Here is a 21,989-nt window from a genome sequence, read left to right as displayed (position 1 = left end):
TCAGCCCTCCTCGCCCGCCGCCTGAAGGCGCGCGACCACCGTTTCCGCACCATCGCGGGCGAGGCGCGCGACATGCTCCCGGAAGGCGTCTTCGTCGGCGCCCAGCACGTCGCGGCATTCCTGCGGAAGCTGGGCCCGAATCTCCTCCGCCATGCCGGTCAGCGTCGCGGCGAAGGCGTCGGAGCCAAGGATCTGCTCCTCGATCAGGCGGTGGAGATCGGTGAGCGGGTCGCCGCCCGTCTCCCACGGCAGCGCCGGCGGCTGGCAGGCGATCTCCAGCTTCTCCACCCAGCATGAGCCGATGACGGCGGCCCGGTCGTCGGCCTCGGCCTTCAGCAGATCCATGTCGCGGCGGATGCGCCAGGCCAGCGATGTCGCTCCCACGACCTGCAGCCGCGCGACCAGATGCGCGGAATCGACCGTGCTGCGTGTCGCCTCCAGGGCCCGCGCGACGCCCGAAACCAGCTGCCGCCAATCCTCCACCCCGGTCGCGTCGACCGTGACCCGCTCGAACTGCGCGACGCTGGTCAGGCGCTCCTCGATCGTGATCGAGCGGTCGTCGCCGACCGTGACCAGCGACACCGATTTCGGACCGGCCTCGTTGATGTCGCGGCCCTGCGGCATGCCCGGCATCGCGATCAGGCAGGCATCGTCGACGACGGCGCGCTTGTGGATGTGGCCGAGCGCCCAGTAGCGAAACCCCGTCGCCCGAAGGTCGGCCAGGCTGCAGGGCGCATAGAGGTCGTGGCCCGGGGTGCCGGCCAGGCTGGTGTGCAGCATGCCGATATTGACCGCGCCCTCGACCGGCGGCCGGTACTTGCCGAGCAGGCTCTCCGGAGCGTGGGGCTGCGCGAAGCTCAGCCCATGGATCACGATCGGGACCCGCCCGGCCGGGCCCGGAAGCTCCAACGCCTCGGCGCGACCGCCGAAGACCTTGACCGAGTCCGGAAGCACCAACTCCTTCGTGATCTTCGACATCGCGTCATGGTTGCCGCGGATGACAAAGGTGCGGATACCGGCCTGATCCAGCCGTCGAAGCTGCTCGGCCAGAAAGCGCGCCGTCTTCATCGAGCTCTGATCGCCGTCATAGAGATCACCGGCGATCAACAGGGCGTCGACCTGCTCCGCGAGGCAGAGGTCGATGATCCGCACGAAAGCCTGCCGCGTGGCGTTGCCGATCAGCTCCGCCAGGTCAGGGTGGCGCATCGCCAGTGAGCGCAGCGGCGAGTCGAGATGAACATCCGCAGCATGGACAAAGCGATACGTCACAGTCTCCCCCTGTTCACGTCCCATGCGCGCGCCGGACATTACGCATTGCTTGATCGCTATGGTATTGAAATTGCCGAGATGGGCCGGGTTACCCGCAAGAATTACAACAGAATCATAGTCGTTCCGGGGGGATCGCAATGACAGCCGAGCCGATTGACGATGTCTTGGACTGGGCCAAGAAGCTCTCGTCCTGGAAGCGGGACGCTCTGCGCCGGCTCGCGATAAGCAATGACCTCACGGACACGGACCTCGGTGAGTTGCTTGCCATGATCAAGACCGCCGCGGGCTTCAGCCTTGCAAGCGCCCCCCCAGACGCCGTCCCGTTTGCGAAGGCCCACTTCGGAGGTGGGAAGCACCAGCCCATCATCCTAAAAGGCATCGCCAACGTTGAAAACATCAACCGTTTGGTTCCAAAGGCGGGCCTCACTTTCTGCCCGAAGGCCCTGACGATCGTCTATGGACGAAACGGTAGCGGCAAGAGCGGCTTCGTGCGGATACTTCGAACCGCCTGCCGCACACGCGTCGAGAACCCCGCCAAACTGAAGGTTTTGGCCGACGTGTACGGGGCAACCGCAGGTCCGCAGACAGCCGAGATCGTGATCGACGCGGGCGCTGGGGACATCCCAGTTTCCTGGTCTCCGGGCAAGGCCGCGTTGCCGCAGCTCATGCAGGTGGCGGTGTTCGATACCGCCTCCGCGCAGCTCTACGTCGATGGCGGAAATCAGATTCGTTTTCTGCCCTTCGGCCTCGCCCTTCCCCATCGACTGAATGCCGTCTGTCTTGGCTTGAAGGAGGCGTTGGAGGCAGAGCGCGCAACAGAGGTCGGTAACAAGGTTAGTCTGACGACGATCGCTTTCGCACCCCCACGAGATACCGGATCCCAACGGTTCGACAAGGCGCTGAACAAGAGCACCACCAACGCTCAGATCGACGCGGCGACCGCGTTTGGCGAAACTGATCAGAAGCGTCTCGATGAGATCACCGCCGCGCTATCGGCCGGTTCCGCTGCGGCCGCCGACGTTACAGCGTTCGCCCGATGGTCTGAAACCTTAGCGATCGAATGCGCCGCAGCGGTAGCGGCGTTCACGGACGAGCCGTTAGAGAAGCTCACCGCTCTGCGCAAGGCCGCGACAGCGGCGCGGGAAGCCGCCACAGTTGCTGCGGGCGCCTTGTTCACTGACGACCCGCTGCCAGGAGTTGGGAGCGAGACCTGGCGATCTCTCTGGGCGGCCGCCCGCGACTACTCCCTCAAAGATGCCTATGTAGGCAAGCCATTTCCTGTGCTGGTCACGGATGACGAAACCGCTGCCTGCGTGCTGTGTCAACAGCCTCTCCTGGCCGATGGTGCGAGCCGTATGCAGCGCTTTCAAAAGTACATGGACGACACGCTGGATGCGGCGGCAACAAAGGCTGAGCAGGCGGTAACCGATGCGCTCGGAAACCTGCACGAACTCGTCTGCCTTAGGGCGACCGACTTCGCTGATCGGCTCGAGCAGGTGCGAAAGCGCGATACCGGATTGGCCGATCTGCTCACGAGCTTTCAGTCGGCAGCGGTCAACCGTCGGGACCAGGCCGTTGCACGACTTCGTGGCCAGCCTTACGAGGCCGCCCCTGCTATTATCGTGCCGGTTGATGAGGTGCGGGCATTTTCTCTCAAGCTGAAAGCCGAAAAAGACGGGCTGGCGCAGGCGGGCAACGCCGAGGAGCGGGCCAAGCTCACGACGGAGAAAGCCGAGCTCGAAGATCGGAAGACGCTGTCAGCCAACAAGTCGAAGCTCGTCACGCGACGTGATTTGTTCGTCGTCGACGATGCGTACGGGAAGGCTCTTGCGGACGTCCAAACGAGAGGCATTACACAGCGCGCGAACGAGCTACTCGACACCCATCTGACGACGGCCGTGGTGACGCAGTTCGATACGGAGCGCACGCGCTTCGACATTTTGCACCTTAATGTCGGGCTCGCACGTAAGAGCGGTCAGACCAAGGCAGAGTTCGAGGTCAATCCGAACACCAAGCTGACCAAGGTGACATCGGAGATCCTTAGTGAAGGCGAGCAGCGCGCTTTAGCCCTGGCCGGCTTCCTGACCGAGGTCGCCCTTACCGATGGGTCGGGTGCGATCGTGATCGACGATCCTGTGTCGTCCCTCGACCGCGATCGAAGCGTGATGGTGGCGCAGCGCATCGCCGAGGAGGCGCTAAGACGGCAGGTGATAGTGTTTACCCATGACATCGTCTTCTTCAACGAGCTTTGCCGGACAGCGGACGAGCAGGGGATCGAGCCGGTCACGGTCGCGCTGTTCAGCGACAAAAGTGCTGCGGGCAAGATCGACGCGGCCGGCATGCCCTGGAAAGGGCTGAACGTTGCCAAGCGCATCGGCCGGATCAAGAACGATTCTGCGCAACTGCCGAAAGTTTATTCGACAAGCCCGGCTGATTACGAAGTCGCGGTCAAGAATCTCTATGGCCGACTCCGCGACACCTATGAGCGCGTTGTCGAGGAGATCATTTTCAGGGATATCGTGCGGCGCGGCACCGATGTCATCCAGACACAGCTGCTGCGATATGTTTCCCTTTCCGACGCCCTTGCCATCCGTTTCCACGAGGGCATGACGCGCGCGAATACTCACAGCCATGACAACCCTGCGGCGGATACCGTTCTGGTACCGTCCCCCGAAGAGTTTGCGAGTGATGTCGCTGAGCTTGAACTTCTAATTGCCAGTCTAAAGGCGGATAGCGAGGTCGCCGAGGCAGCGCGTCCGCAGATGAAACCAAAGAAATAACACGGTGAACATCGCGCAAGGAGCAGACTTTGAACGTCGCAGTGTCGCGCTCAAAGGCGTTGGCGCTCGTCTTCGGCGCACCACGCCTGCGTGATACGAAATGCGAGACGATCGAACATAAGCGACTCGTGAACACGCCTTGCGGGCTGCCGCAGGGAAAGTGGGTTAGATATGGGAAGGCGTTGAGGCTCGGGTCGATGATTCAAAACAGGGTGTTGCGCAGAGCGATGTCAACCAGATGATGGCCTGCGAGGCGACGAGGGCATTCAGGCTCGATTTCGGATCACCGGCTAGGGGACTGCCTTGGAAACCGCCAGCATCGACGTAGCCAACGGCGAAGATCTGACGACTCGCCTCCGGAACCGGCTATTCGCAGTCCCCGTTCTACCATGATCGGCTAATTCTACTTAAGTATGGGCGAATGTCACGGTCTCCGGTCAGGTGAAGTTCTTGAAAAACTTGCGTGAGCAAAATCGAGGGGCCTAAAAGGTGCCTGGGTGTGAGGAGGCGAAGCATGCGCGGGCTCTTTATCGCGACGACGCGATTCATGTTGTTCTGGGCGATACCCGTCGCTTTTGTTTTCGCTGCCCAGCTTCTCCTTTCGCAGGTGAACTACCGGCTTGCCTACGACACCGTTGTGAGCGCCGCAGGCGGAAACATTGAAGGTATCAGCCAGCCGGAATTTGCCTACGCGCTGGCCGCAATACTATTCATCTTCGCCATCGGCTTGGCAGCGGCCTTCATGCTGCTCCACGTTCTCCCGGTCATCCTCGCACTTTCACGAGCCAAGCAGATGATCCAGGCTGCTGGGGGTAGGAGCAGGAACCGCGGGGAAGTCCGAAAGAGCTTCGCGTCCGGGTTTGAACGGCTGCGACAGCACCTCGCGCGCCGTTGGCTGATCGGCCACGCTTGGGTTGAGTTCGAGGAGACCCTTTTCGATATCGACAGTCCGGACGCAATTGGCAACACGGTGCGCCCGCAAGTCTTTTTCAACGCCAGCTTGGCGCGCGAAAGACTGGCAGGGCTGAAGATGATGAACGCCGTGCCTGGCTACTTCGTGGGCATTGGCCTGCTGCTAACTTTTGTCGGCCTGGTCCTCGCCCTTTACAAGGCAGGCACCGCCGCCGCGGCCGGCGACGCCAACGTTATGGCTGCAGAGATGGGCAAGCTGCTGCAGATAGCAACGTTCAAGTTTTCGACGTCGATCGCGGGACTCGGCGCGTCGATCATCCTTTCGATCGTCTTTCGTTGGTTCTTCGTGCTGATCGAAAGCGCCTTCGATCGCTTCAACGCCGCGCTCGAGCGCGGCCTGCTCTACCACGCGCCACAGTCGATCGCGATGGAGATGAACCGCACCATGCACGATCAGCTGGTTCAGCTGAAGGACATCACGCAGGGCGACTTTTTCACACGCATGGGCGAGGAGATAGCACCGCGGCTCAACACGGCGATCAGCGATGCTATGGGCCCGGTCACTGAACAGATTGGCAGCGCGGTCGGCAGCCTAACGGCGAACAGCCAGACTGGCGTTGCAAGGATGATGGAGTCCTTTGTCAGCTCGCTGCAGAGCGGTGCCGGCACCGAGATGCGCGAGCTGGCCACCACCCTGAAACAGCTGCAGATGGCGATGACCGAGATGCAGTCAAACGTCCGTGGCAGCGGCGACGCCTTCTCCGACAAGCTCTCGAAGGCGGCCGACAATCTCAACCTCATGATCGAACGCGCCGGCCAGAGCTTCGAGACGAGCTCGGGACAGAGCCGCGACGCGCTGGCCTCGGTCGTCGAGACACTGCGCCAGACCATGGAAAAGGCGAATGCCGACATGGATGCTGCGCTGGGCAAAGCGGCCAACGGCGCCTCGGCGAAGCTCGAGACGGCAATGGGGACGGTCATGGGAAAGCTCGACGAGCAGATTGTCGGCGTTGGCGAAAATTTCGCCGCGCTGGCGCGTTCGATGCAGGCGATCGAGGGAGCGTTGTCCAGCCAGCGCGCCGCGCTGGAGGGAGCGTCGGCGGAGGCGCACAACGCCGCGAAGGCGTTCACTGAAACGGCCGGCAGCGTCCGCACCGCAGCTGTCCCCCTTGCGAAGGCCGGTGAGCAATTCACTAACGCTACAGAACAGCTGGCAACTAGCGTCTCAACCACGCTGGAGACGCTCAACGGCGCCAAGCTCGAGATCGCGGCGCTCGCGGCAAACCTCGATGCGACCAACACGACGACAAACGAATTCTGGAACGGCTTTTCGTCGAAATTCGAGGAGGTCGACACTGCGCTGGGCAAGGCAGTCAAGACGCTGTCGGAAACGTCACTCGACCACCAGCAGCGCCTTCAGGAGCATGTGCGCCAAGTTGACCAGGGGCTAACCGAGGCCATCCAAAAAATGGCACCAATGCTGACGAGCATTTCAGACAGCGCAGAATCAATCGCCGACAGCTTGGAAAAGACTACGTCACTGGAAGCAGCGGTATAAGGTCAAAGCGACCGGGGCGGAAACATGATCGCAGCAGAAACCGACGAAAGCGCCGGAAGTCATGCCGAGGATGACGAAAACTATTTCGTCTCAATGACGGACATGATGGTCGGAATCCTGTTTATCTTCATCATCATGCTAATGGTTTTTGCGCTAAATTTTCAGAAGCAGACTGATCAGACAGAGATGCTCACCAAGCAGCAGCGTCAGCAAATTGAGAGAGCACAGCAATTGGCAAGGCAAATTGCCAATCTCCAGACCCGCATCGATACCGAAGTAGGCGAGATCAACAAGGCGGACAAGGCGCGGGCTACCCTGCTCGAAACGGTCCGGGCTCGGCTCGAGGCAGTGGGGCTAAAAGTGACAATCGACAGCTCTACTGGCGTCTTACGTTTGGCGGAGGATGCGATCGAATTCGCGTCTGATAACTCCACGCTAGACAGGACCGCTTCGGCCAATGTCGACGCGCTGTCGAAGGTACTTCTCGACGTCTTGCCGGCCTATTCCGCCTGTGCATCAGACGCAATTTGCCCTCGGCACAGCGGATACACGGTCGAGACCGTGTTTATCGAAGGGCATACCGACCGAACGGGACAAGATAGCCGCAACTGGCAACTGTCGACCGAACGAGCGGTCAATACATATCGGCGGATCGTCGACAACTTCCCCGGTCTTCGCAACCTGAAGAATTCGGCAAACCGGGAGGTGCTTTCTGTCTCGGGGTACGCCTACACGCGACCGGCGACCAACAGAGAAGACCCTGACGGTCGCAAGATAAACCGCCGAATCGACCTTCGTTTCGTCATGGAAGCCGATCGCGAGAGACGTCTGACAGAAGTAACAAACCTACTTGAGCAGATGAAGCAGCAGGTCGAAACGCTGCAGGAATCGGCGCGCGCAGGATTGCCAGTTTCAAAACAACCAGCACCGAATGTCGCTCCGTGAGCACGCTTCTGAAGGACGCTATCAGCGAGCTGTTGATACGGCACGGTCCGTCGAGAGCCCCGGCCATCGAGCCGTCCGTGCTGAGATTGGCGCGCAGGCTTCCGGAGGGCAGGGGCGATCTGCGTGGCGCTAAGAACTACGAGGAGATCGCGGTCCGGCTCAAGACTGCGCTCGGGCGTGGCGAGCGCCTTAGCAAAGCGCAGGCGCGCGATGGTGCGTGGTGTCTTTGGGAAACCGAGGTCGCGATCGCGGAAGAGCCTGATCTCCTCAAGGCGTTCCTAGCCCAGGTTCGGGCGCTCAGGCACAAGGCATCCTCGCGTGTGCTTGCATTCTCCTACTTGATCAGCTTCCAGGCTGGCGGACCGGGTTTCGCCGCCGTCGCTTCGGTGTTGCGAGACCTGGCATCCGTGATGGGAGAACCGTTTGAGGTGTTGCATCACAGGTTGCAGATCTTCGACGAGGAACAGGGGCCTCGCCTGATAGGCGATGCGGCATTCGCCAAACGCAAATCGCCTGCAACAATTCTCGAAGAGAGCGGCCTGCGGCTGCAGCAGGTTCTTGCCGGCGGCTATGTGGAGCCCTGCGCCCGGCGCGTCCTGCAGCGCGCCGCCGAGGATCTGCGCCTACCGGCGCTGGAGCGCCTGGATTTCATCCAGCTCGTTGCGGTGAAAGGCGGCAAGCTGAATTTTCCAACTCATAAGGATTTGGTGGCCAACGCGCTGCTGCTCCCGCACCGTGACCGCGAAGTAGAAAAGAATATCAAGGATCGCACGCTCGACTTCTTAGTGTCGCTCGAGGGCCTCGGCGATCCCCGTACGAGGAGCGGCAACTGGGTTGGCATCCCGCAGGCGCGTGATGTCGCGATCAACTGGCTCACCGAGCTTGCGCTGCGGCAATTCCTCGATGTTGTCGCAGCGGTCAACCCGAATGTGAACTGGCCGTACCGCCGCAGGTTCTGGGAGGCGATGCACAAGTCCGGCGCTATAAGCGGCGCGTGGGTGGTGCTGGACAGTGAGGGAACAAAGGAGGCTCATCGGCGCTTCGGTCGCAACGTGCCATTCGGGCGATTTGGCTATGGCAGCAGCGGCGTGCAGGCTGGCCACGCCGTGCTGCTGCTCCGGATTGGATCGGGCATGTGCGCCGAGTGGAGTTTCGATGGCAAATGCCGCTTCTGGGCCGATGCTCAGCGCAAAGGGGCACCGGAGCTCTACAAGCCGCAGTATGACGCCGACGAACTCAGAACTGGCAACCGCTACGCTCCGGTCGAGGAAATCGTCCACATCCCCCATCAGGGTCAAAACGCCTGGCAGCACAAGGCTGCTCGCCGGATTTCATCGATGACCGGCGAACGCTTCAATTCCAGGGACTACATGTGAAAGCCACCTTCACCCATTTGGTGCAGCCCGACGGCGTGTTGCTGAAGCTCCAGCGGCGGCGCTTGCTCAGCTGGCAGCCGTTGCCGGTGAAGGACTGGCACTTGGCTGACGGCAAGCAGGGTGCCGCCGCTCGCTTCCTGCTTCCAGGTGTGGAGGCAGGCGACAGCGTCGAGCGCGAAGGTGGCATCTTTGTGCCTCACCCGCTGGTCGCATCACTGCCGGCGACCGTCGCCGAAGCTGCCGGTCTCCCGCCGCTCGGTACGCTGTCGATCACGCTCGCCTTCGAGCGCATCATGACCGATCCCAAGGCGCGTATCCGCGCCAGCTGGTACGATCAAGAGGAGAATCGGATCCGCATCACGCGGGTCGGCGCACTCGCCACTTGGGGCGCCATCGAAGGCCGTCTGTCGCGGCCTCTCTACGAGCTTGCCGAAGCGATCGACGGCTACAACAAGACTGAAGGAAAGAACGCTGAGACCCGTATTGCCGCATGGGGGGTGGTCCAGGCTGCGCTGAAGCGCACCACCGAGGATGAGCTGCGCAGCGACGACAACTATCTTACCAGCCTGACCGTCTACCAAGCCGGCGCGGTGGCGCTGGACGTGATCGAAACCGCGAGCGGACCCGACTTCTTCCCGGTGGTCATGGGCCGCGAGAAGGCCGCTACCCTCGCAGATAATACAGCGGCGCCCGATGAGGATGGTGAAGCGCCGCCGGCGCAGCGTGACCTCATTTCGGACGCGCTGCTGCCGCGAGCCATGCAGCAGCGTTTCTCGCGCGAGATGTTTGCCGGCGAGTCCAGAAGCCGCGACGCCTATGTGCTGGACCGAAATGTCTTCCTAGTGCTTGATCCGTCGCTGAAGACTGCGCTCGATGTCATCCGCCGCAAGCGCGCCGCGCCGAAAGCGGAGCGTATTGCCTTCCTGAAGAACCCGCGAGCTGAGATCGCCGCCGCGATTGGTGACGAGAGCGGCGAGACGGCTTTGTCGCTGCTGGTCGAGACCTGGCAATATTCCGAGCGCGTGCTGGGGCTGGGCGTGTGGGAGCCGCCAGCGATACCGTGGCTCATGACTAAGTCCGGCCAGTGGTTACCCGAGCGCTTTCCCTGTCGCATCGGCAACGAAGTCATCGAACTCGACCGCGAGTCGTTCCAGACGCTCAAGAGCGAAGTCGCCCGCGCCACGGCCAGCGATGAGAAGGAAATCACCGTAGATGGCCAGCATTTCCGTGTTGTCGACGTTCAGGCCGCGTTTGTGCAGCTCGGCCTGGACCCATCAGGCAATGGCCAGATGGAGGAGCCGCCAGCGCGTCCGGACATGCCGGAGCAGGCTGAACCCGATCTAGGCACCCCGCCGGGCATCAATGTCGATAACCGCCTCGTCATCCGGCAGAACATCGACAGCAAGGAGTTCTGGGTCTCCTATTCGCCGCGCGTGGTCGCCGCTGACGTGGCGTTTCCTCCCGCACCGCTCGTCGCCACACGTCCGAAACCCCACCAGACCACCGGTTTCGCGTGGCTCGTGGATGCCTACAGGGCCGGCTGGCCCGGTGTTCTGCTCGCCGACGACATGGGTCTCGGCAAGACTTTCCAGGCACTGGCGTTCTTGGCTTGGGTGCGAGAGAACCGCCGCAAGGCAGGTCTTGATCGCGGCGCCCAGAACAAGCCTATCCTGATCGTCGCGCCGACGGCCCTGCTGCGCAACTGGATTGATGAGGCCGAACGGCATCTCGGGCCCGGTGCGCTTGGCGAGCGCGTCGACGCGTTCGGCTCGAAGCTGCGCCACCTCAAGGGGCCAAAGGACGAGCACTGGACGCCGGAGACAGCGATCCATGTCGACGAACTGCGCAAGGCCAACTGGGTGCTGACCACGTACGAAACGCTGGCCGACAATCACCGCGCCTTTGCACGTGTTGCCTTCAGCGTCGCCGTCTTCGATGAGGCGCAGAAGATCAAGTCGCCCGGTGCCATTAACACGCAGTCCGCCAAGGCAATGAACGCCGAGTTCGTGCTCGGCCTCACCGGCACGCCGATCGAGAACCGGCTCGCCGATTTGTGGTGCATCATGGACCGGGTCGTGCCTGGTTATCTTGGTGACCTGAAGGGCTTTGTCTCGACCTACGAGCAGGGCGGCGATGAAGAGCTGAAGCGGCTGAAAGACAGTCTCGACAAAGCTCCGGAGGGAAGCCGCGCACCCGCGGTGCTGTTGCGGCGCATGAAGGCCGAGATTCTCGAAGGCCTGCCCACCCGCCAGTTCAAGAACAAGCGGGTCGAGATGCCGGCCGAGCAGGCTCAGGCCTACAGCAACGCGGTGCGCAAAGCACAGATTGGCGGCGCGACGCACTGCGACATGCTGCGGGCGATCCATGCCTTTCGCGGTGTGTCGCTTCATCCTAGCGGCGCGCGCGACTGTGACCCACTCGACAAGGACTCTGTTCGGCGTTGGTTCTCGCAGTCAGCGCGCATGCGCCACGCCATCGCCGTGCTGGGAGAGCTAAACAGAACAAAAGAAAAAGCGCTTGTCTTCATTGAAGACCTGGAAATCCAGGCGCTGTTCGCCGCTGCGATCGCAACGCATCTCGACCTCGAGCGACAGCCCGCCATCATTAATGGTGGGGTTCCGGGCGAAAAGAGGCTGGAGATCGTCGACCGCTTCCAAGCTTCGCCGGCGCCGTTCGATCTTCTCGTGCTGTCGCCCAAGGCAGCTGGCGTCGGCCTGACCATCACGGCGGCCAATCATGTCATCCATCTGTCGCGCTGGTGGAACCCCGCGGTCGAGGACCAGTGCAACGATCGCTGCTATCGCATCGGTCAACAAAAGCCGGTGACGGTGCACGTGCCTATCGCGGTGCATCCGCACTATGGCGAGGCGTCCTTCGACGTGAAGTTGGATCAACTCCTGGAAAATAAGCGCCAGCTGTCGCGCGACATGCTGATGCCGCCGGTCGCTGATGGCGACGTCCAGCAGCTGTTCGGTCAGACGGTGCGAAGCGCCTAGGGAAGCGCTGCCTCCGCAAGGAAGGGCGAAAGGATCGTCACCTTGTCGCCGATGCGCCCCGACGCGGTTAGGATCAGCCTTTTGCGCGCCCGCGTCATGGCCACGTAGAACAGCCGCCGTTCGCTCTCGAGCTTGCGCTCGTCATTGGCATAGCGGAGCGGCCAGATGCCGTCGACGACGTCGAGCATGACCACGGTGTCGAACTCGCGGCCCTTGGCGCGCAGCGCCGTCATCAGGTGCACAGGCTTCTTCCAGACGTCGCTATCGATGTCGCTGTCCATTCCGGGTAGCTTGACCAGCGTATCCTTGGCCTTTTCCAGATCGTCAACGAAGGCCTGGAAGTCGGTGCCATAGCGTTCCGAGAATTCGACGAGATAGAGAAAGGGCGGATCGGCTAGGAAAATGTCCTCAGCGCCGCGCCCATAGTCCTGCCGGAAACCGGAATAAAGGTTCTGAAGTGCCTCTATCGCAGCGCGCACTGTCGGCGCATGGATCAGCTGGCGCAGCTTGATGGCGAAGTTGGCCGCCGTCGCGCCTTCGTCGCTCTGCCCACGGATCGGGCCGCTATAGGTCTCCAACTGGTCGATCGCTGCGTCGTAGGATTTCGGTCGCGCCAGCCGGACGTGGCGCGCCATCGCATCTGCTTCCGCCTTGCGCAGCGGATAGCGTTGGACCGAATTACAGAGCGCCATCACATCGTCTACGATAGTTGGCACCGCCACGCCCAGCCCCGCCATGGTCCGCGTCCTCAGCGCTCCAAGCAGCCTATCGAAGGTCTCGGAGAGGAAAAGGTGCAGGTCTTCGGCGGCGCAAAACGGAATGTCATCGCGCGCCAGCAGGATCTGATAGGGAATCAACTGCGCCCGCTTGCGAGACAGCAGCGCCATACGTGCGCCGGGCGCCTTGCTGCGGACGAAGACGTGGATCTCGGATAGCACATTCTCGGTGGAATCCAGGAACGTCGCACCTCTGTGCATGTCCACAACGGCATCCGTGGTCGACACCGGGTGCATCGTCTTAGCGACACGCCGCTTGTTATGGGCGATCAGCCGCGCCGATTTCCCTACAATGTTGCGCGGGCTGCGGTAATTCTTCTCGAGGATATAGGTGGCAAAGTGCCGGCCTAGGTGCCGGTCTGGCTCAAGGATGAAATCAGGCGCCGCACCCCGCCATTCGAAGATCGCCTGATCGTCGTCGCCGACGATCGTTAGCGCCGACTGATTTAACTCGGCAACGCTCATGATCAGCGCGAGGTCGAGCGGATTAATGTCCTGGAATTCGTCAACCAGGATCTGAGTGATGGATGTACCCTTCGCCACCGCCATTCCGGCGTTGAGTTGGCGCCGCTGGTCGAGCCAAGCACCGTATTTCTGGTCCTCGAGCGTAAATGAGCCGGTTGCATACTGCTGCGCGCATGCATTTTTGAAAAATGGCAGCGCCACTTCCAGGAAGGGCTCTTGGCGCCTGTTCGGCAACACACCTAGCTCTTCCAGCCGCTCGATGTACTCATGCATCAGGGGCATCAGGCCGAGTTCGGTCAACGCATCCAACCGATCGTCGGCCATACGCAGTGAGCCATCTTCATGGTCGAAACCGAGCGTCTTCATCATATCGAGCAGCCCGGCAAGCAGCTTGGGCAACTTGAAGGGCTGGTGCTTCATACCCCGCTCGAGCGCCGGCACGGCCGACCAGGCTGGTGCAAGTACGGTCTTAATCATGGTGGCGCGTTCGAACTCGGAGACGTGCAGGCGCGGCGACGCCGACATTGCTTTCAGCCGCCTGTGGCCCCAGCCATTCAGTGTCACCACGTCGGCCCGCGAGGCAAAGTCGACAAAATCCGGTCCGCTCAGCCTCGCCTTCAACTCATCGCGCGCTGCGCGCGTGAAAGATACAATGAGAAATCTGGAATCCGGTGCGCGGCGATACAGTTCAGCGCAGCGATGCAGCAGCGACAGCGTCTTGCCGCTGCCCGCTGGCGCCAGCAGGCGGATGTCGCGCTCGGGCGCTTGCACGAAGGATAGCTGCGTCCCGTCAAGGCCGCCATAAACTGCGTTGGGTGTGGTGATATTCACGATGCCCAAACCGCCTCGAATATCCCCACGGCCCTGTCTGCTTCTAGCGTCAGAATCGTCATTGCATTGAACTCTTTCTAATAATTCTCTCTGATTTCCAATGGCACGATAAAGGCTCCGGCGTTCGCTAGTCGAGCGTTCTTGGCCTTGGCGCAACCGCCTCAGATCGATGTTCGAAGGAATCGTCGGGTTGACAGCCAGTCGCTGAATTGAACTGCCGGGAAGCGGAAGCTCCGAATGACGGCTATGGGCCATTGGACTAAGCCGCTCTCGCGGCAGTGCGCTGCGGCTCGGTAATTGCTGAGATTTTGCCTGTGAGGCGCTGCATTCGAGGATTTCAGGGTCGTTTTCCCTGATCCTCGGAGGCTTCCATGATCGATCCCGTCACCGTCAGTCCGCTACGCCAGCGGATGATCGAGGACATGACCATCCGCCGGTTTAGCGAGCACACGCAGCGCGACTATGTCCGGCAGGTGCGTGAGTTCACGGCCTTCCTTGGCTTGCCGCCGGACCGGGCCGAGCCGGAGGACCTGCGGCGCTATCAGCTTCACCTGGCCTCGCTCGGCGCCAGCTACGCCCGGATGAACCTGGCATGCACGGCGCTGCGGTTCTTCTTCCACGTCACGCTGGGCCGGACCGGCTTCGGTGACCGCATGGCGCGGATCCCGACGCCGGAGCGGTTGCCAGTCGTGCTGGACACGCAAGAGGTGGCGTTGCTGCTGGCCCATGCGCGGAGCCTGAAGGACCGGGCCGCGCTGAGTATCGCCTATGGCTGCGGCCTGCGCGTGTCGGAGATCGCCAACCTCAAGGTCGCCGACGTCGACAGCGCGCGCATGCTGATCCGGGTCGAGCAGGGCAAGGGCCGCAAGGACCGCTATGTCATGCTCGCGCCCGACCTGCTCGACCTCCTGCGGCAATGGTGGCGGGTGAAGCGCCCGCGTGGCTGGCTCTTCCCCGGCCAGCAGCCGGGCCAGCCGATCACGACGCGCCAGCTCAACCGGGCCTGTCATGCCGCAGCCGTTGCGGCCAAGCTCGACAAGCGGGTGTCCATGCACACGCTGCGGCACAGCTTCGCCACGCATCTGCTGGAGCGGAAGACCGATATCCGGGTGATCCAGGTCCTGCTCGGCCACAGGAAGCTCGACACCACCGCCGTCTACACCCGCGTCGCGCTGAAGACGCTGCGCGAGGTGACCAGCCCGCTCGCGCTGCTGGCGCCGCCGCCGCCGCCGTAACGCTCCGCGCCGATCATGGCGCGGCCTTCGCTGGAGGTCGCGGACATCCTGAACCGACATGGCGACGCCTTCCTCGCGCGCCATCGGCTCAGCCGTGGCCAGCTCAAGGTGATCGGTGCAATCCGGGCCTGCCGGACGGCTGCGCTCGGCGGCCATGTCATGGCCTGCGGCGACTGCGATCACGCGACGATCGCCTATAACTCCTGCCGCAACCGGCACTGCCCACGATGCCAGGGCGCGGCGGCGAAGGACTGGCTCGCGGACCGGCAGGCCGACCTGCTGCCCGTGCCCTACTATCATCTCGTCTTCACCCTGCCGGCACCGGTCGCGGCCATCGCCTTCCAAAACAAGGCCGCCGTCTACGGCCTTCTGTTCAAGGCAGCAGCCGAGACGCTCGCCACCATCGCGAGCGATCCCCGGCATCTCGGTACCCGCATCGGCTTCACCTCGGTGCTGCACACCTGGGGATCGGCGATGACCCATCATCCCCATCTCCACATCATCGCACCCGGAGGCGGATTGTCGCCTGACAGCGCTCGCTGGATCCCGTGCCGGCCTGGCTTCTTCCTGCCCGTGCGCGTGCTCTCGCGGCTGTTCCGCAGGCTCTTCCTCGAAGGGCTCGCCGCTCTCAATGCTTCCGGGCGGCTCGCCTTCCATGGCGATCTCGCCCATCTGGCCGAAGCCGAGGCCTTCGCCACCGTGCTGGCGCCGCTGCGACGAGCCGACTGGGTCGTCTATGCCAAGCGCCCCTTCGGCGGACCTGAGGCCGTGCTGGCCTATCTCGCCCGCTACACCCACCGCGTCACCATCGCCAACAGCCGCATCATTGCCATGGATCGGCACGGGGTCACGTTCCGCTGGAAGGATTATCGCGCCCGCTCCGCCGGCGAGACCTGGCGCAAGACCATGACGCTGACGGCCTTCGAGTTCATCCGCCGCTTCCTGCTCCACGTCCTGCCCGACGGATTCCACCGCATCCGGCATTATGGATTGCTCGCCTCGAGCCGGCGCGCCGGCACCATCGCCCGCATCAGGCAGATCATCGCGGCGCCAACACCGGACGCCATGACGGCAGATCGTGAAGCAGAGATCTCGGCCGAACAATCCGATCCAGTCGATGAGCGGAGGCCACCTTGCCCCTGCTGCGGTGGCCGCATGATCCTCGTCGAGCGCTTCGCGCCGGGCACAGCGCCGCGCACCATCTTCGCCGTCAGGATCGACACATCATGACGATGGCGCCGGGGCGACACCCAGACGGACCACAACCGGTCTCAGCCAGAGAGCGGGCGATCTTCTTCGGCCCGACGACGGAAATGGAGATTGCGGCGGGCCCGCATCCGTCCCAGGCGCAGCAAACCTCAGGCTGCCGGGCATCCCGGACAGAACATAGCGCCCTCGATCCACGCCTCGCACGAGCCCGCCAACTAGGCCGCGCCGCGAAATCCCCATAGCGCACGGCCCCGGGCCGCGGCTTCCTCCACTGGAGGCTTTCGAACGCCGGCCCTCAACCCGGACCATCCCAGCTCGCACGGGCCGGCATCCGAAACCCTTCACAGCTACAGACATTGGAACGTCGCCCGAAAGCGGACTTTGACCGTCTGCTCAGGGAAGGGATGTTCGATTTCGATCCAGCTATTTTGCGGCAGGAATCGAGAACATCTCTGGGATTGTGCCGCCGGAACGGATCGTTTTGATCCAGCCTTCCTCCTTCAGGAGATGGGCCTGGGCAGCGGCCAGAACTTCGGCAGCCCGTTCGAGGGGTACGACGACGACGCCGTCATCATTGCCGAGAACGATGTCACCGGATCGGATCGGAACCCCTGCGACCGAGACCGTCGCGTCGATCGTTCCGCCGAAGCCATGGTGCGGTCCCCGCGGCACGATAGACCGACAGAACATGGCGAAGCCGGCCTTGCGGAGGTCGGCAACGTCGCGCACGGCGCCATCGATGACAGCCCCGCCGATCTGCCTTTGAATCGCTTCCTCGGTCATGACACCGCCCCAGACCGCGGTGTCCTCTACGCCGCCGGCATCGACGACGATGACCTCGCCGGGCTTGGCCGCCGCTATCAACGAGCAAATCGGGCCGCAATCGCCGACCATGGTGGTGACCGTGCGCGCCTGCCCGCAGAGCACGGTGTCCGGGGCGATGGGCTTTATCGCCGCCTTCATCACCTGGGTGCGGTTCATGCAGTCGGAAGCGACGGCAGGCGGGATCGCCCGCCATGCCGCGAGTTCTTCGGCGCTAAGCGGCTGAAAGGCGGTTTCGCTTTGCTGGAATGCCATGGTCGTCTCTTTCTGATGCGAGGGAACGGTGTCACCGATCAGGCGGCTTTGCCGTCCCAGCCGGGATTGACGTTGTTGCGGAGCCGGCCCTCGAACAGGAATTCCAGCAAGATCTCGGCCGAAAACGTGCGCATGTCGCGGTAGCCGGCCTCCGAATAGAAGGCCGCGTGCGGCGTGACGATGAAACGGCCGGCGAGCCAGGGCGCATTGCTTCGCCAGGCCTCGATCAGCGCCGGCGCCGGCATCGGCGGTTCCTTGGGCAGGACGTCGAGGCCGGCGGCCGCGAGATGCCCGCTCTTCAGCGCATCGTGCAGCGCATCGACATCGACCAGTCCGCCGCGGGCGATGTTGATGAAAATGCTGCCGGGCTTCATGGCCGCGAACTGTGCCGGCCCCATGAGGTTGCGGGTCGAGTCCGAGAGCGGAACATGGAGGCTGACTATATCGGAGCGGCGCAGCAGCTCCTCCTGCGTGCGGACACGCTCCAACCCGAGCCCGAGATCATGGCCTTCAGGTTGGTAGGGGTCGATATAAATCACCTTCATGTCGAAGGCGGCGGCGCGACGGGCGACGGCCGTACCAATCCGCCCCATGCCAATCGCGCCGAAGGTCGCGCCGCGGATGCGGCGCACGACCGGGACATCCTCGGCGACGAAGCCGGCGACGGGATCAGCCTTCAGGCGCGCCTCGTAGCTGCCGAGTCCACGCACGAGATGGAGAAGCAGGGCGAGCGCATGGTCGGCGACCTCCGTCGTGCCGTAATTGGGGACGTTCGACAGCGGAATGCCGCGCGCCCGACAGGCGGCGCCGTCGACATTGTCGAAGCCGACGCCGACGCGGACGATCAGCCGGCAGCGATCGAGTTTCGCGACGACATCGGCGGTGATCTTCATGCGATGCCAGACCAGCACGGCATCGCAGCTGCGCCAGATCTCATCGGGGATCGCGGCTGGATCGGTCTCATCGTAGACGATGTAGTCGAGCCGGTCGCCGGACACGCCGCGCTCGACATCGAGATCGCGCAGATGGGCGTCGGGAACCAAAATCTTGAGGGCACTCATGGCTGTCGGTCCTGGTCGATGGAATCAAAGAACCTTGTCGAGGAAGTCTTTGAGACGGGGGTCGGAAGGGGCCTTGAAGAGGGTCGAGGGCGCCGCGTGTTCGACGATGACACCGCGATCGGTGAAGAAGACCTCGTCGGCGACTTCCTGGGCGAATCGCATCTCGTGGGTCACGAGCACGCAGGTCATGCCTTCGCGGGCAAGGTCGCGGATGACGCTCAGGACCTCGCTGACCATCTCGGGATCGAGAGCGGCCGTAACCTCGTCGAAGAGGATGACGCGCGGCTGCATGGCAAGCGCCCGCGCAATGGCGACACGCTGCTGCTGGCCACCCGAAAGCTCGCCCGGATAGGCGTTTTCCTTGCCGGTCAGCCTGACCTTGGCGAGCAGGGCGCGAGCGCGCTCGGCGACCTCCGCGGGCTTCTCGCCGAGGACCTGGATGGGCGCCATCGTCAGGTTCTGCAGCACCGTGCGATGCGGGAACAGGTTGTACTGCTGGAACACCATCGCGACTTGGTGGCGCAGCGGGATGAAGTCGCGGTCGCTCTTCAGCGTCTCCACCTGGAAGTCGCCGACGCGGATCCTGCCGGCATTGATCGGCGTGAGGCCGTTGATGCAGCGCAGGATGGTGGACTTTCCGGAGCCCGACGGGCCGATAATGCACACCACGCCGCCATCCTGCACGGATAGCGAGACACCTTTGAGCACCGGGAAAGCTCCGAACGACTTGTGCACGTCGTGCAGCTCGATGAAGGGCCGGGAGGGGACGGTCGACATGGTCACCTCGCTCGCACGCGCCGTTCGAGCGACCGCGTCAGGATGGCAATGGGAAAGCTGAACAGGAAAAACAGCAGCAGCACGAAGATGTAGAGCGCACTTGCGATATGGTCGCCGTCGCTGCCGATGATGGTGCGCGCGACCGACAGCACGTCGGCGGTGCCGGTCACGACGACGAGACTCGTGCCGATGAACAGCATCGCGTAGATCGTCATCAGGTTAGGCGTCATCAGCGGTAACGCCTGCGGCATCACGATATGTCGCAAAATCTGCAGGCGGCGATAGCCGAGGGAGCGCGCCGATTCCCATTGCCCGCTGGCGACGGCCTCGACGCCACCGCGAAAGACCTCGGCGATATTGGCGGTGACGGGCAAGGCAAGGCCGACGATCGACTTCACCGTCGGCGACAGAAAGACATTGGCGCCGAAGACCGTCATTTCGAAGGGCAGCAGGTAGAGCATCGCGTAGAGCACGACCAGCCAGGGCGAGTTGCGCAGCACGTTCATCACCAATTCGGAGGGAATGCGCACATGGGCGCCGCGCGCGATTAGGCCGAGGCCGAGTACGGCCCCACCGATGACGCCGATCAACATTGACCAAAGGCTGATGATGATGTTGGCGGCGAAACCGCCGGTAAAGCTGCTGAAATCGGCCGAACCGAACAGCAGCATCGGCATGCGCAGCCAGATCTTCGTAAGGATGGCCGGCGTCTCGCCGCCATAGACCCCGAAGAGCAAGGCCACCAGTACGGCGGGAACGCCAATAATGCCAAGCAGGAAGGCGCGCCATTCGCTGCTCATGATGCCTGCACTCCGTATCCGGGAATGCGGAAGGCGTCGCCGAGCTTGCGCAGGATCACGACCGCGAGGCTCGCCAGCGCGACGTACAGAATCCAGATCAGCAGCATGACCTCGAGATTCCGGAAGGTCTCAAGCGAGATCTGCGTGGCGCCGTACATGATGTCGGGCACGGCTACGAGCGCGGCCTGCGACGAGGTCTTGATCAGGCTGACGACATTGTTCGTCATGGCCGGCATCGAGAGGCGGAAGCCGATCGGTAGCTCGACATAACGGAAGGCTTGAAACCGCGTGTAGCCCAGCGACCGCGCGCCCTCGACCGTCTGAGAGGGAACAGCGAGCAGGCCCGAGCGAATGATCTCGACCGCGATGGCGCCATTATAAAGGCCGAGCGACAAGACCACGCAGGTGAACCCGGAAAACAGCGGCACGCTGCGGCCCGTCACCGGATCGGTTAGTTTCAACCCCACCTCGGACAGCATGAAGTAAAGGAAGAACAGCTGCACGAGTGGCGGGGTGTTGCGGAAGAGCTCTACCAGCACCGTCGTCAGCGTTTCTAGAACCGGTAGGCGGAAATGCAGGCAAAGCGCGCCCGCTACGCCGATGACGAGCATCAGCGCGATGCCGATCAGGCTCATCAGCACCGTGGTGCCCAGGCCGCGCAGCAGCCAAGTCTGATACAGCCCGTCGCTGAGCCAGCTGTAGTCGAGGCTCATGCCGAACCTCCCTTGTCCCGCAGCAATTCGATCTCGGCGAGACCGGCCAGGTTGTCGATGCCGAGCAGAGCCATGGCGATGTCGATCTCCTGCGCCAGAAGCGCGATGGCCTCGCTTGCGCCACGCTCTCCGCCGATCGCGGCCGCCATCAGCATCGGGCGCCCGACGAAGACGAAGTCGGCGCCGAGCTTGAGGGCTTTCAGGACGTCCCCGCCACGCCGGATGCCCCCGTCGCACATCAGCGTCAGGGACAGGCCGCGCTGAGCGATGCGCTCCAGAGCCGAGAGCGAGCTCGCGGCGCAGTCGATCTGCCGGCCACCATGGTTGGAGACGATGATGCCGTCCACGCCCGCCTTGGCAGCGATCTCGGCATCGCCCGCGGCCATGATGCCCTTGACGACGAGCCGGCCCTTCCAGCGCCGACGCACGACCTCGACATCGCTCCAGGACAACGCATCGCGGCGCCCGATGTCGCGGACCAGCGTGGACGAGAAGACGGGCGGCCCCTGCCTGGCATCCATGTTCTCGAAACGGAACCGCGTCGCTGCCATTCCGTCCCGCAGCAGCACCGTGCGGAGCCAGGCTGGCCGCGACAATCCCTGCCAAGCGAGGCCGAGACTCGGCTTCACTGGCGAACGGAACCCGTGCCGAGCGGCTCTCTCGTGCTTGGGGTGCACGGCGGTATCGGCGGTGATGACCAGCGTCTCGAAACCAGCCGCCTCGACGCGGTCGATCAGCGCTGCGATCCTGTCTCGCTCGCCCGGCACATAGGCTTGGAACCAGCTCGTTGCTCCGGCCGCCCGGACCTCCTCCATCCGTGTCAGTGAGGCGCCGCTGAGGATGAACGGAATACCGGCCTGCGCGGCTGCTCGCGCCAGGGCGCGGTCGCCATCCGCCGCGATCAGGCGGCTGAAGCCCATCGGTGCGATGCCGAATGGCAGAGGATGTTCGGTGCCGAAAAGCACTCTCGCCGACGACCGCCGGGAGACATCGACGAGCACCTTGGGCAGGAAGGCGAGCTCGCCATAGGCACGGAGGTTGCGGGCATGCGTCGCCTCGTCTTCCGAGGCGCCGGCGAGATAGTGATAGAGCACCGATGGCAGCACGCGCCGCACGCCGGCGTCGAGACCAGCAAGCCCGGCATCGCCGTCGATGGCGGGACGCGCACGCACCGGGCCGACCTTCGTCGCATACATGGTTTAGCCCGTC

Annotated in this window: 15 protein-coding genes; 7 read left to right on the top strand and 8 right to left on the bottom strand. The window is 63.2% G+C overall.

Translation table 11 applies throughout. The features are described 5' to 3' along the window. The gene (locus tag AC6RIC_RS02265) at positions 1 to 1,269 is read right to left on the bottom strand and encodes a metallophosphoesterase family protein (protein WP_499734932.1); all 1,269 of its coding nucleotides are present in this window, start codon (positions 1,267 to 1,269) and stop codon (positions 1 to 3) included. Between the two features lie 137 nt (positions 1,270 to 1,406). On the opposite strand from AC6RIC_RS02265, the gene AC6RIC_RS02260 reads away from it, so the two are divergent. The 5 genes from AC6RIC_RS02260 to AC6RIC_RS02240 all read left to right on the top strand — a co-directional run bounded on the left by AC6RIC_RS02260 (position 1,407) and on the right by AC6RIC_RS02240 (position 11,836). Continuing rightward, positions 1,407 to 4,049, top strand: coding sequence for an AAA family ATPase (locus AC6RIC_RS02260; protein ID WP_499734931.1), 2,643 nt, complete (start codon positions 1,407 to 1,409; stop codon positions 4,047 to 4,049). Positions 4,050 to 4,563: 514 nt separating this feature from the next. Then, the gene (gene zorA, locus AC6RIC_RS02255; RefSeq protein ID WP_499734930.1) at positions 4,564 to 6,519 is read left to right on the top strand and encodes an anti-phage ZorAB system protein ZorA; all 1,956 of its coding nucleotides are present in this window, start codon (positions 4,564 to 4,566) and stop codon (positions 6,517 to 6,519) included. 24 nt (positions 6,520 to 6,543) lie between these two features. After that, a complete protein-coding gene (locus AC6RIC_RS02250; RefSeq protein ID WP_499734929.1) occupies positions 6,544 to 7,464 on the top strand; it encodes an OmpA family protein in 921 nt (306 codons plus the stop codon). After that, on the top strand, positions 7,461 to 8,840 hold the full coding sequence (locus tag AC6RIC_RS02245; RefSeq protein WP_499734928.1) for an EH signature domain-containing protein: 1,380 nt from the start codon (positions 7,461 to 7,463) through the stop codon (positions 8,838 to 8,840). Before AC6RIC_RS02250 ends, AC6RIC_RS02245 begins: the two co-directional genes overlap by 4 nt. Next, positions 8,837 to 11,836 carry a DEAD/DEAH box helicase gene (locus AC6RIC_RS02240; protein WP_499734927.1) on the top strand — a complete coding sequence of 1,000 codons (3,000 nt, stop codon included), beginning with the start codon at positions 8,837 to 8,839 and terminating at the stop codon, positions 11,834 to 11,836. Before AC6RIC_RS02245 ends, AC6RIC_RS02240 begins: the two co-directional genes overlap by 4 nt. Here AC6RIC_RS02240 and AC6RIC_RS02235 read toward each other — a convergent pair. Beyond that, positions 11,833 to 13,908, bottom strand: a complete 2,076-nt coding sequence (locus AC6RIC_RS02235; protein WP_499734926.1) for a 3'-5' exonuclease — start codon at positions 13,906 to 13,908, stop codon at positions 11,833 to 11,835. The two genes, AC6RIC_RS02240 and AC6RIC_RS02235, sit on opposite strands and share 4 nt — an antisense overlap. Positions 13,909 to 14,279: 371 nt before the next feature. Between AC6RIC_RS02235 and AC6RIC_RS02230 the strand changes: the two genes are divergently transcribed. Together AC6RIC_RS02230 and AC6RIC_RS02225 are read left to right on the top strand one after the other, a co-directional pair. Then, positions 14,280 to 15,143 carry a tyrosine-type recombinase/integrase gene (locus AC6RIC_RS02230; RefSeq protein ID WP_293807798.1) on the top strand — a complete coding sequence of 288 codons (864 nt, stop codon included), beginning with the start codon at positions 14,280 to 14,282 and terminating at the stop codon, positions 15,141 to 15,143. Between the two features lie 15 nt (positions 15,144 to 15,158). Next, positions 15,159 to 16,373, top strand: coding sequence for an IS91 family transposase (locus AC6RIC_RS02225; protein WP_499734925.1), 1,215 nt, complete (start codon positions 15,159 to 15,161; stop codon positions 16,371 to 16,373). A gap of 402 nt (positions 16,374 to 16,775) precedes the next feature. On the opposite strand, the gene AC6RIC_RS02220 is transcribed toward AC6RIC_RS02225, so the two are convergent. The 6 genes from AC6RIC_RS02220 to AC6RIC_RS02195 are packed head-to-tail and all read right to left on the bottom strand — an operon-like array spanning position 16,776 to position 21,976. Further along, positions 16,776 to 17,429, bottom strand: a complete 654-nt coding sequence (locus AC6RIC_RS02220) for an RraA family protein (protein ID WP_499734924.1) — start codon at positions 17,427 to 17,429, stop codon at positions 16,776 to 16,778. Positions 17,430 to 17,467: 38 nt separating this feature from the next. Next, complete coding sequence (locus tag AC6RIC_RS02215) at positions 17,468 to 18,490, bottom strand: C-terminal binding protein (protein WP_499734923.1); 1,023 nt, start codon at positions 18,488 to 18,490, stop codon at positions 17,468 to 17,470. A 24-nt stretch (positions 18,491 to 18,514) separates the two neighbouring features. Next, complete coding sequence (locus AC6RIC_RS02210; protein WP_499734922.1) at positions 18,515 to 19,267, bottom strand: amino acid ABC transporter ATP-binding protein; 753 nt, start codon at positions 19,265 to 19,267, stop codon at positions 18,515 to 18,517. A gap of 2 nt (positions 19,268 to 19,269) precedes the next feature. After that, a complete protein-coding gene (locus AC6RIC_RS02205) occupies positions 19,270 to 20,067 on the bottom strand; it encodes an ABC transporter permease subunit (protein ID WP_499734921.1) in 798 nt (265 codons plus the stop codon). Next, on the bottom strand, positions 20,064 to 20,780 hold the full coding sequence (locus tag AC6RIC_RS02200; protein WP_499734920.1) for an amino acid ABC transporter permease: 717 nt from the start codon (positions 20,778 to 20,780) through the stop codon (positions 20,064 to 20,066). The genes AC6RIC_RS02205 and AC6RIC_RS02200 overlap by 4 nt, the downstream gene beginning before the upstream one ends. Beyond that, positions 20,777 to 21,976, bottom strand: a complete 1,200-nt coding sequence (locus AC6RIC_RS02195; RefSeq protein ID WP_499734919.1) for an alpha-hydroxy acid oxidase — start codon at positions 21,974 to 21,976, stop codon at positions 20,777 to 20,779. The genes AC6RIC_RS02200 and AC6RIC_RS02195 overlap by 4 nt, the downstream gene beginning before the upstream one ends. Positions 21,977 to 21,989: the final 13 nt, after the last annotated feature.

The sequence above is a fragment of the Allobosea sp. TBD101 genome, assembly GCF_059817965.1.
Note: the sequence above shows the minus strand (reverse complement) of the source record. Positions and strands in the feature narration are given on the sequence as shown.

Coding starts and splice junctions, on each gene's coding strand:
- AC6RIC_RS02215 (WP_499734923.1), bottom strand. CDS start 18,490: ATGAGTGCCCTCAAGATTTTGGTTCCCGACGCCCATCTGCGCGATCTC.
- AC6RIC_RS02195 (WP_499734919.1), bottom strand. CDS start 21,976: ATGTATGCGACGAAGGTCGGCCCGGTGCGTGCGCGTCCCGCCATCGAC.
- AC6RIC_RS02210 (WP_499734922.1), bottom strand. CDS start 19,267: ATGTCGACCGTCCCCTCCCGGCCCTTCATCGAGCTGCACGACGTGCAC.
- AC6RIC_RS02225 (WP_499734925.1), top strand. CDS start 15,159: ATGGCGCGGCCTTCGCTGGAGGTCGCGGACATCCTGAACCGACATGGC.
- zorA (WP_499734930.1), top strand. CDS start 4,564: ATGCGCGGGCTCTTTATCGCGACGACGCGATTCATGTTGTTCTGGGCG.
- AC6RIC_RS02260 (WP_499734931.1), top strand. CDS start 1,407: ATGACAGCCGAGCCGATTGACGATGTCTTGGACTGGGCCAAGAAGCTC.
- AC6RIC_RS02200 (WP_499734920.1), bottom strand. CDS start 20,780: ATGAGCCTCGACTACAGCTGGCTCAGCGACGGGCTGTATCAGACTTGG.
- AC6RIC_RS02205 (WP_499734921.1), bottom strand. CDS start 20,067: ATGAGCAGCGAATGGCGCGCCTTCCTGCTTGGCATTATTGGCGTTCCC.
- AC6RIC_RS02250 (WP_499734929.1), top strand. CDS start 6,544: ATGATCGCAGCAGAAACCGACGAAAGCGCCGGAAGTCATGCCGAGGAT.
- AC6RIC_RS02230 (WP_293807798.1), top strand. CDS start 14,280: ATGATCGATCCCGTCACCGTCAGTCCGCTACGCCAGCGGATGATCGAG.
- AC6RIC_RS02220 (WP_499734924.1), bottom strand. CDS start 17,429: ATGGCATTCCAGCAAAGCGAAACCGCCTTTCAGCCGCTTAGCGCCGAA.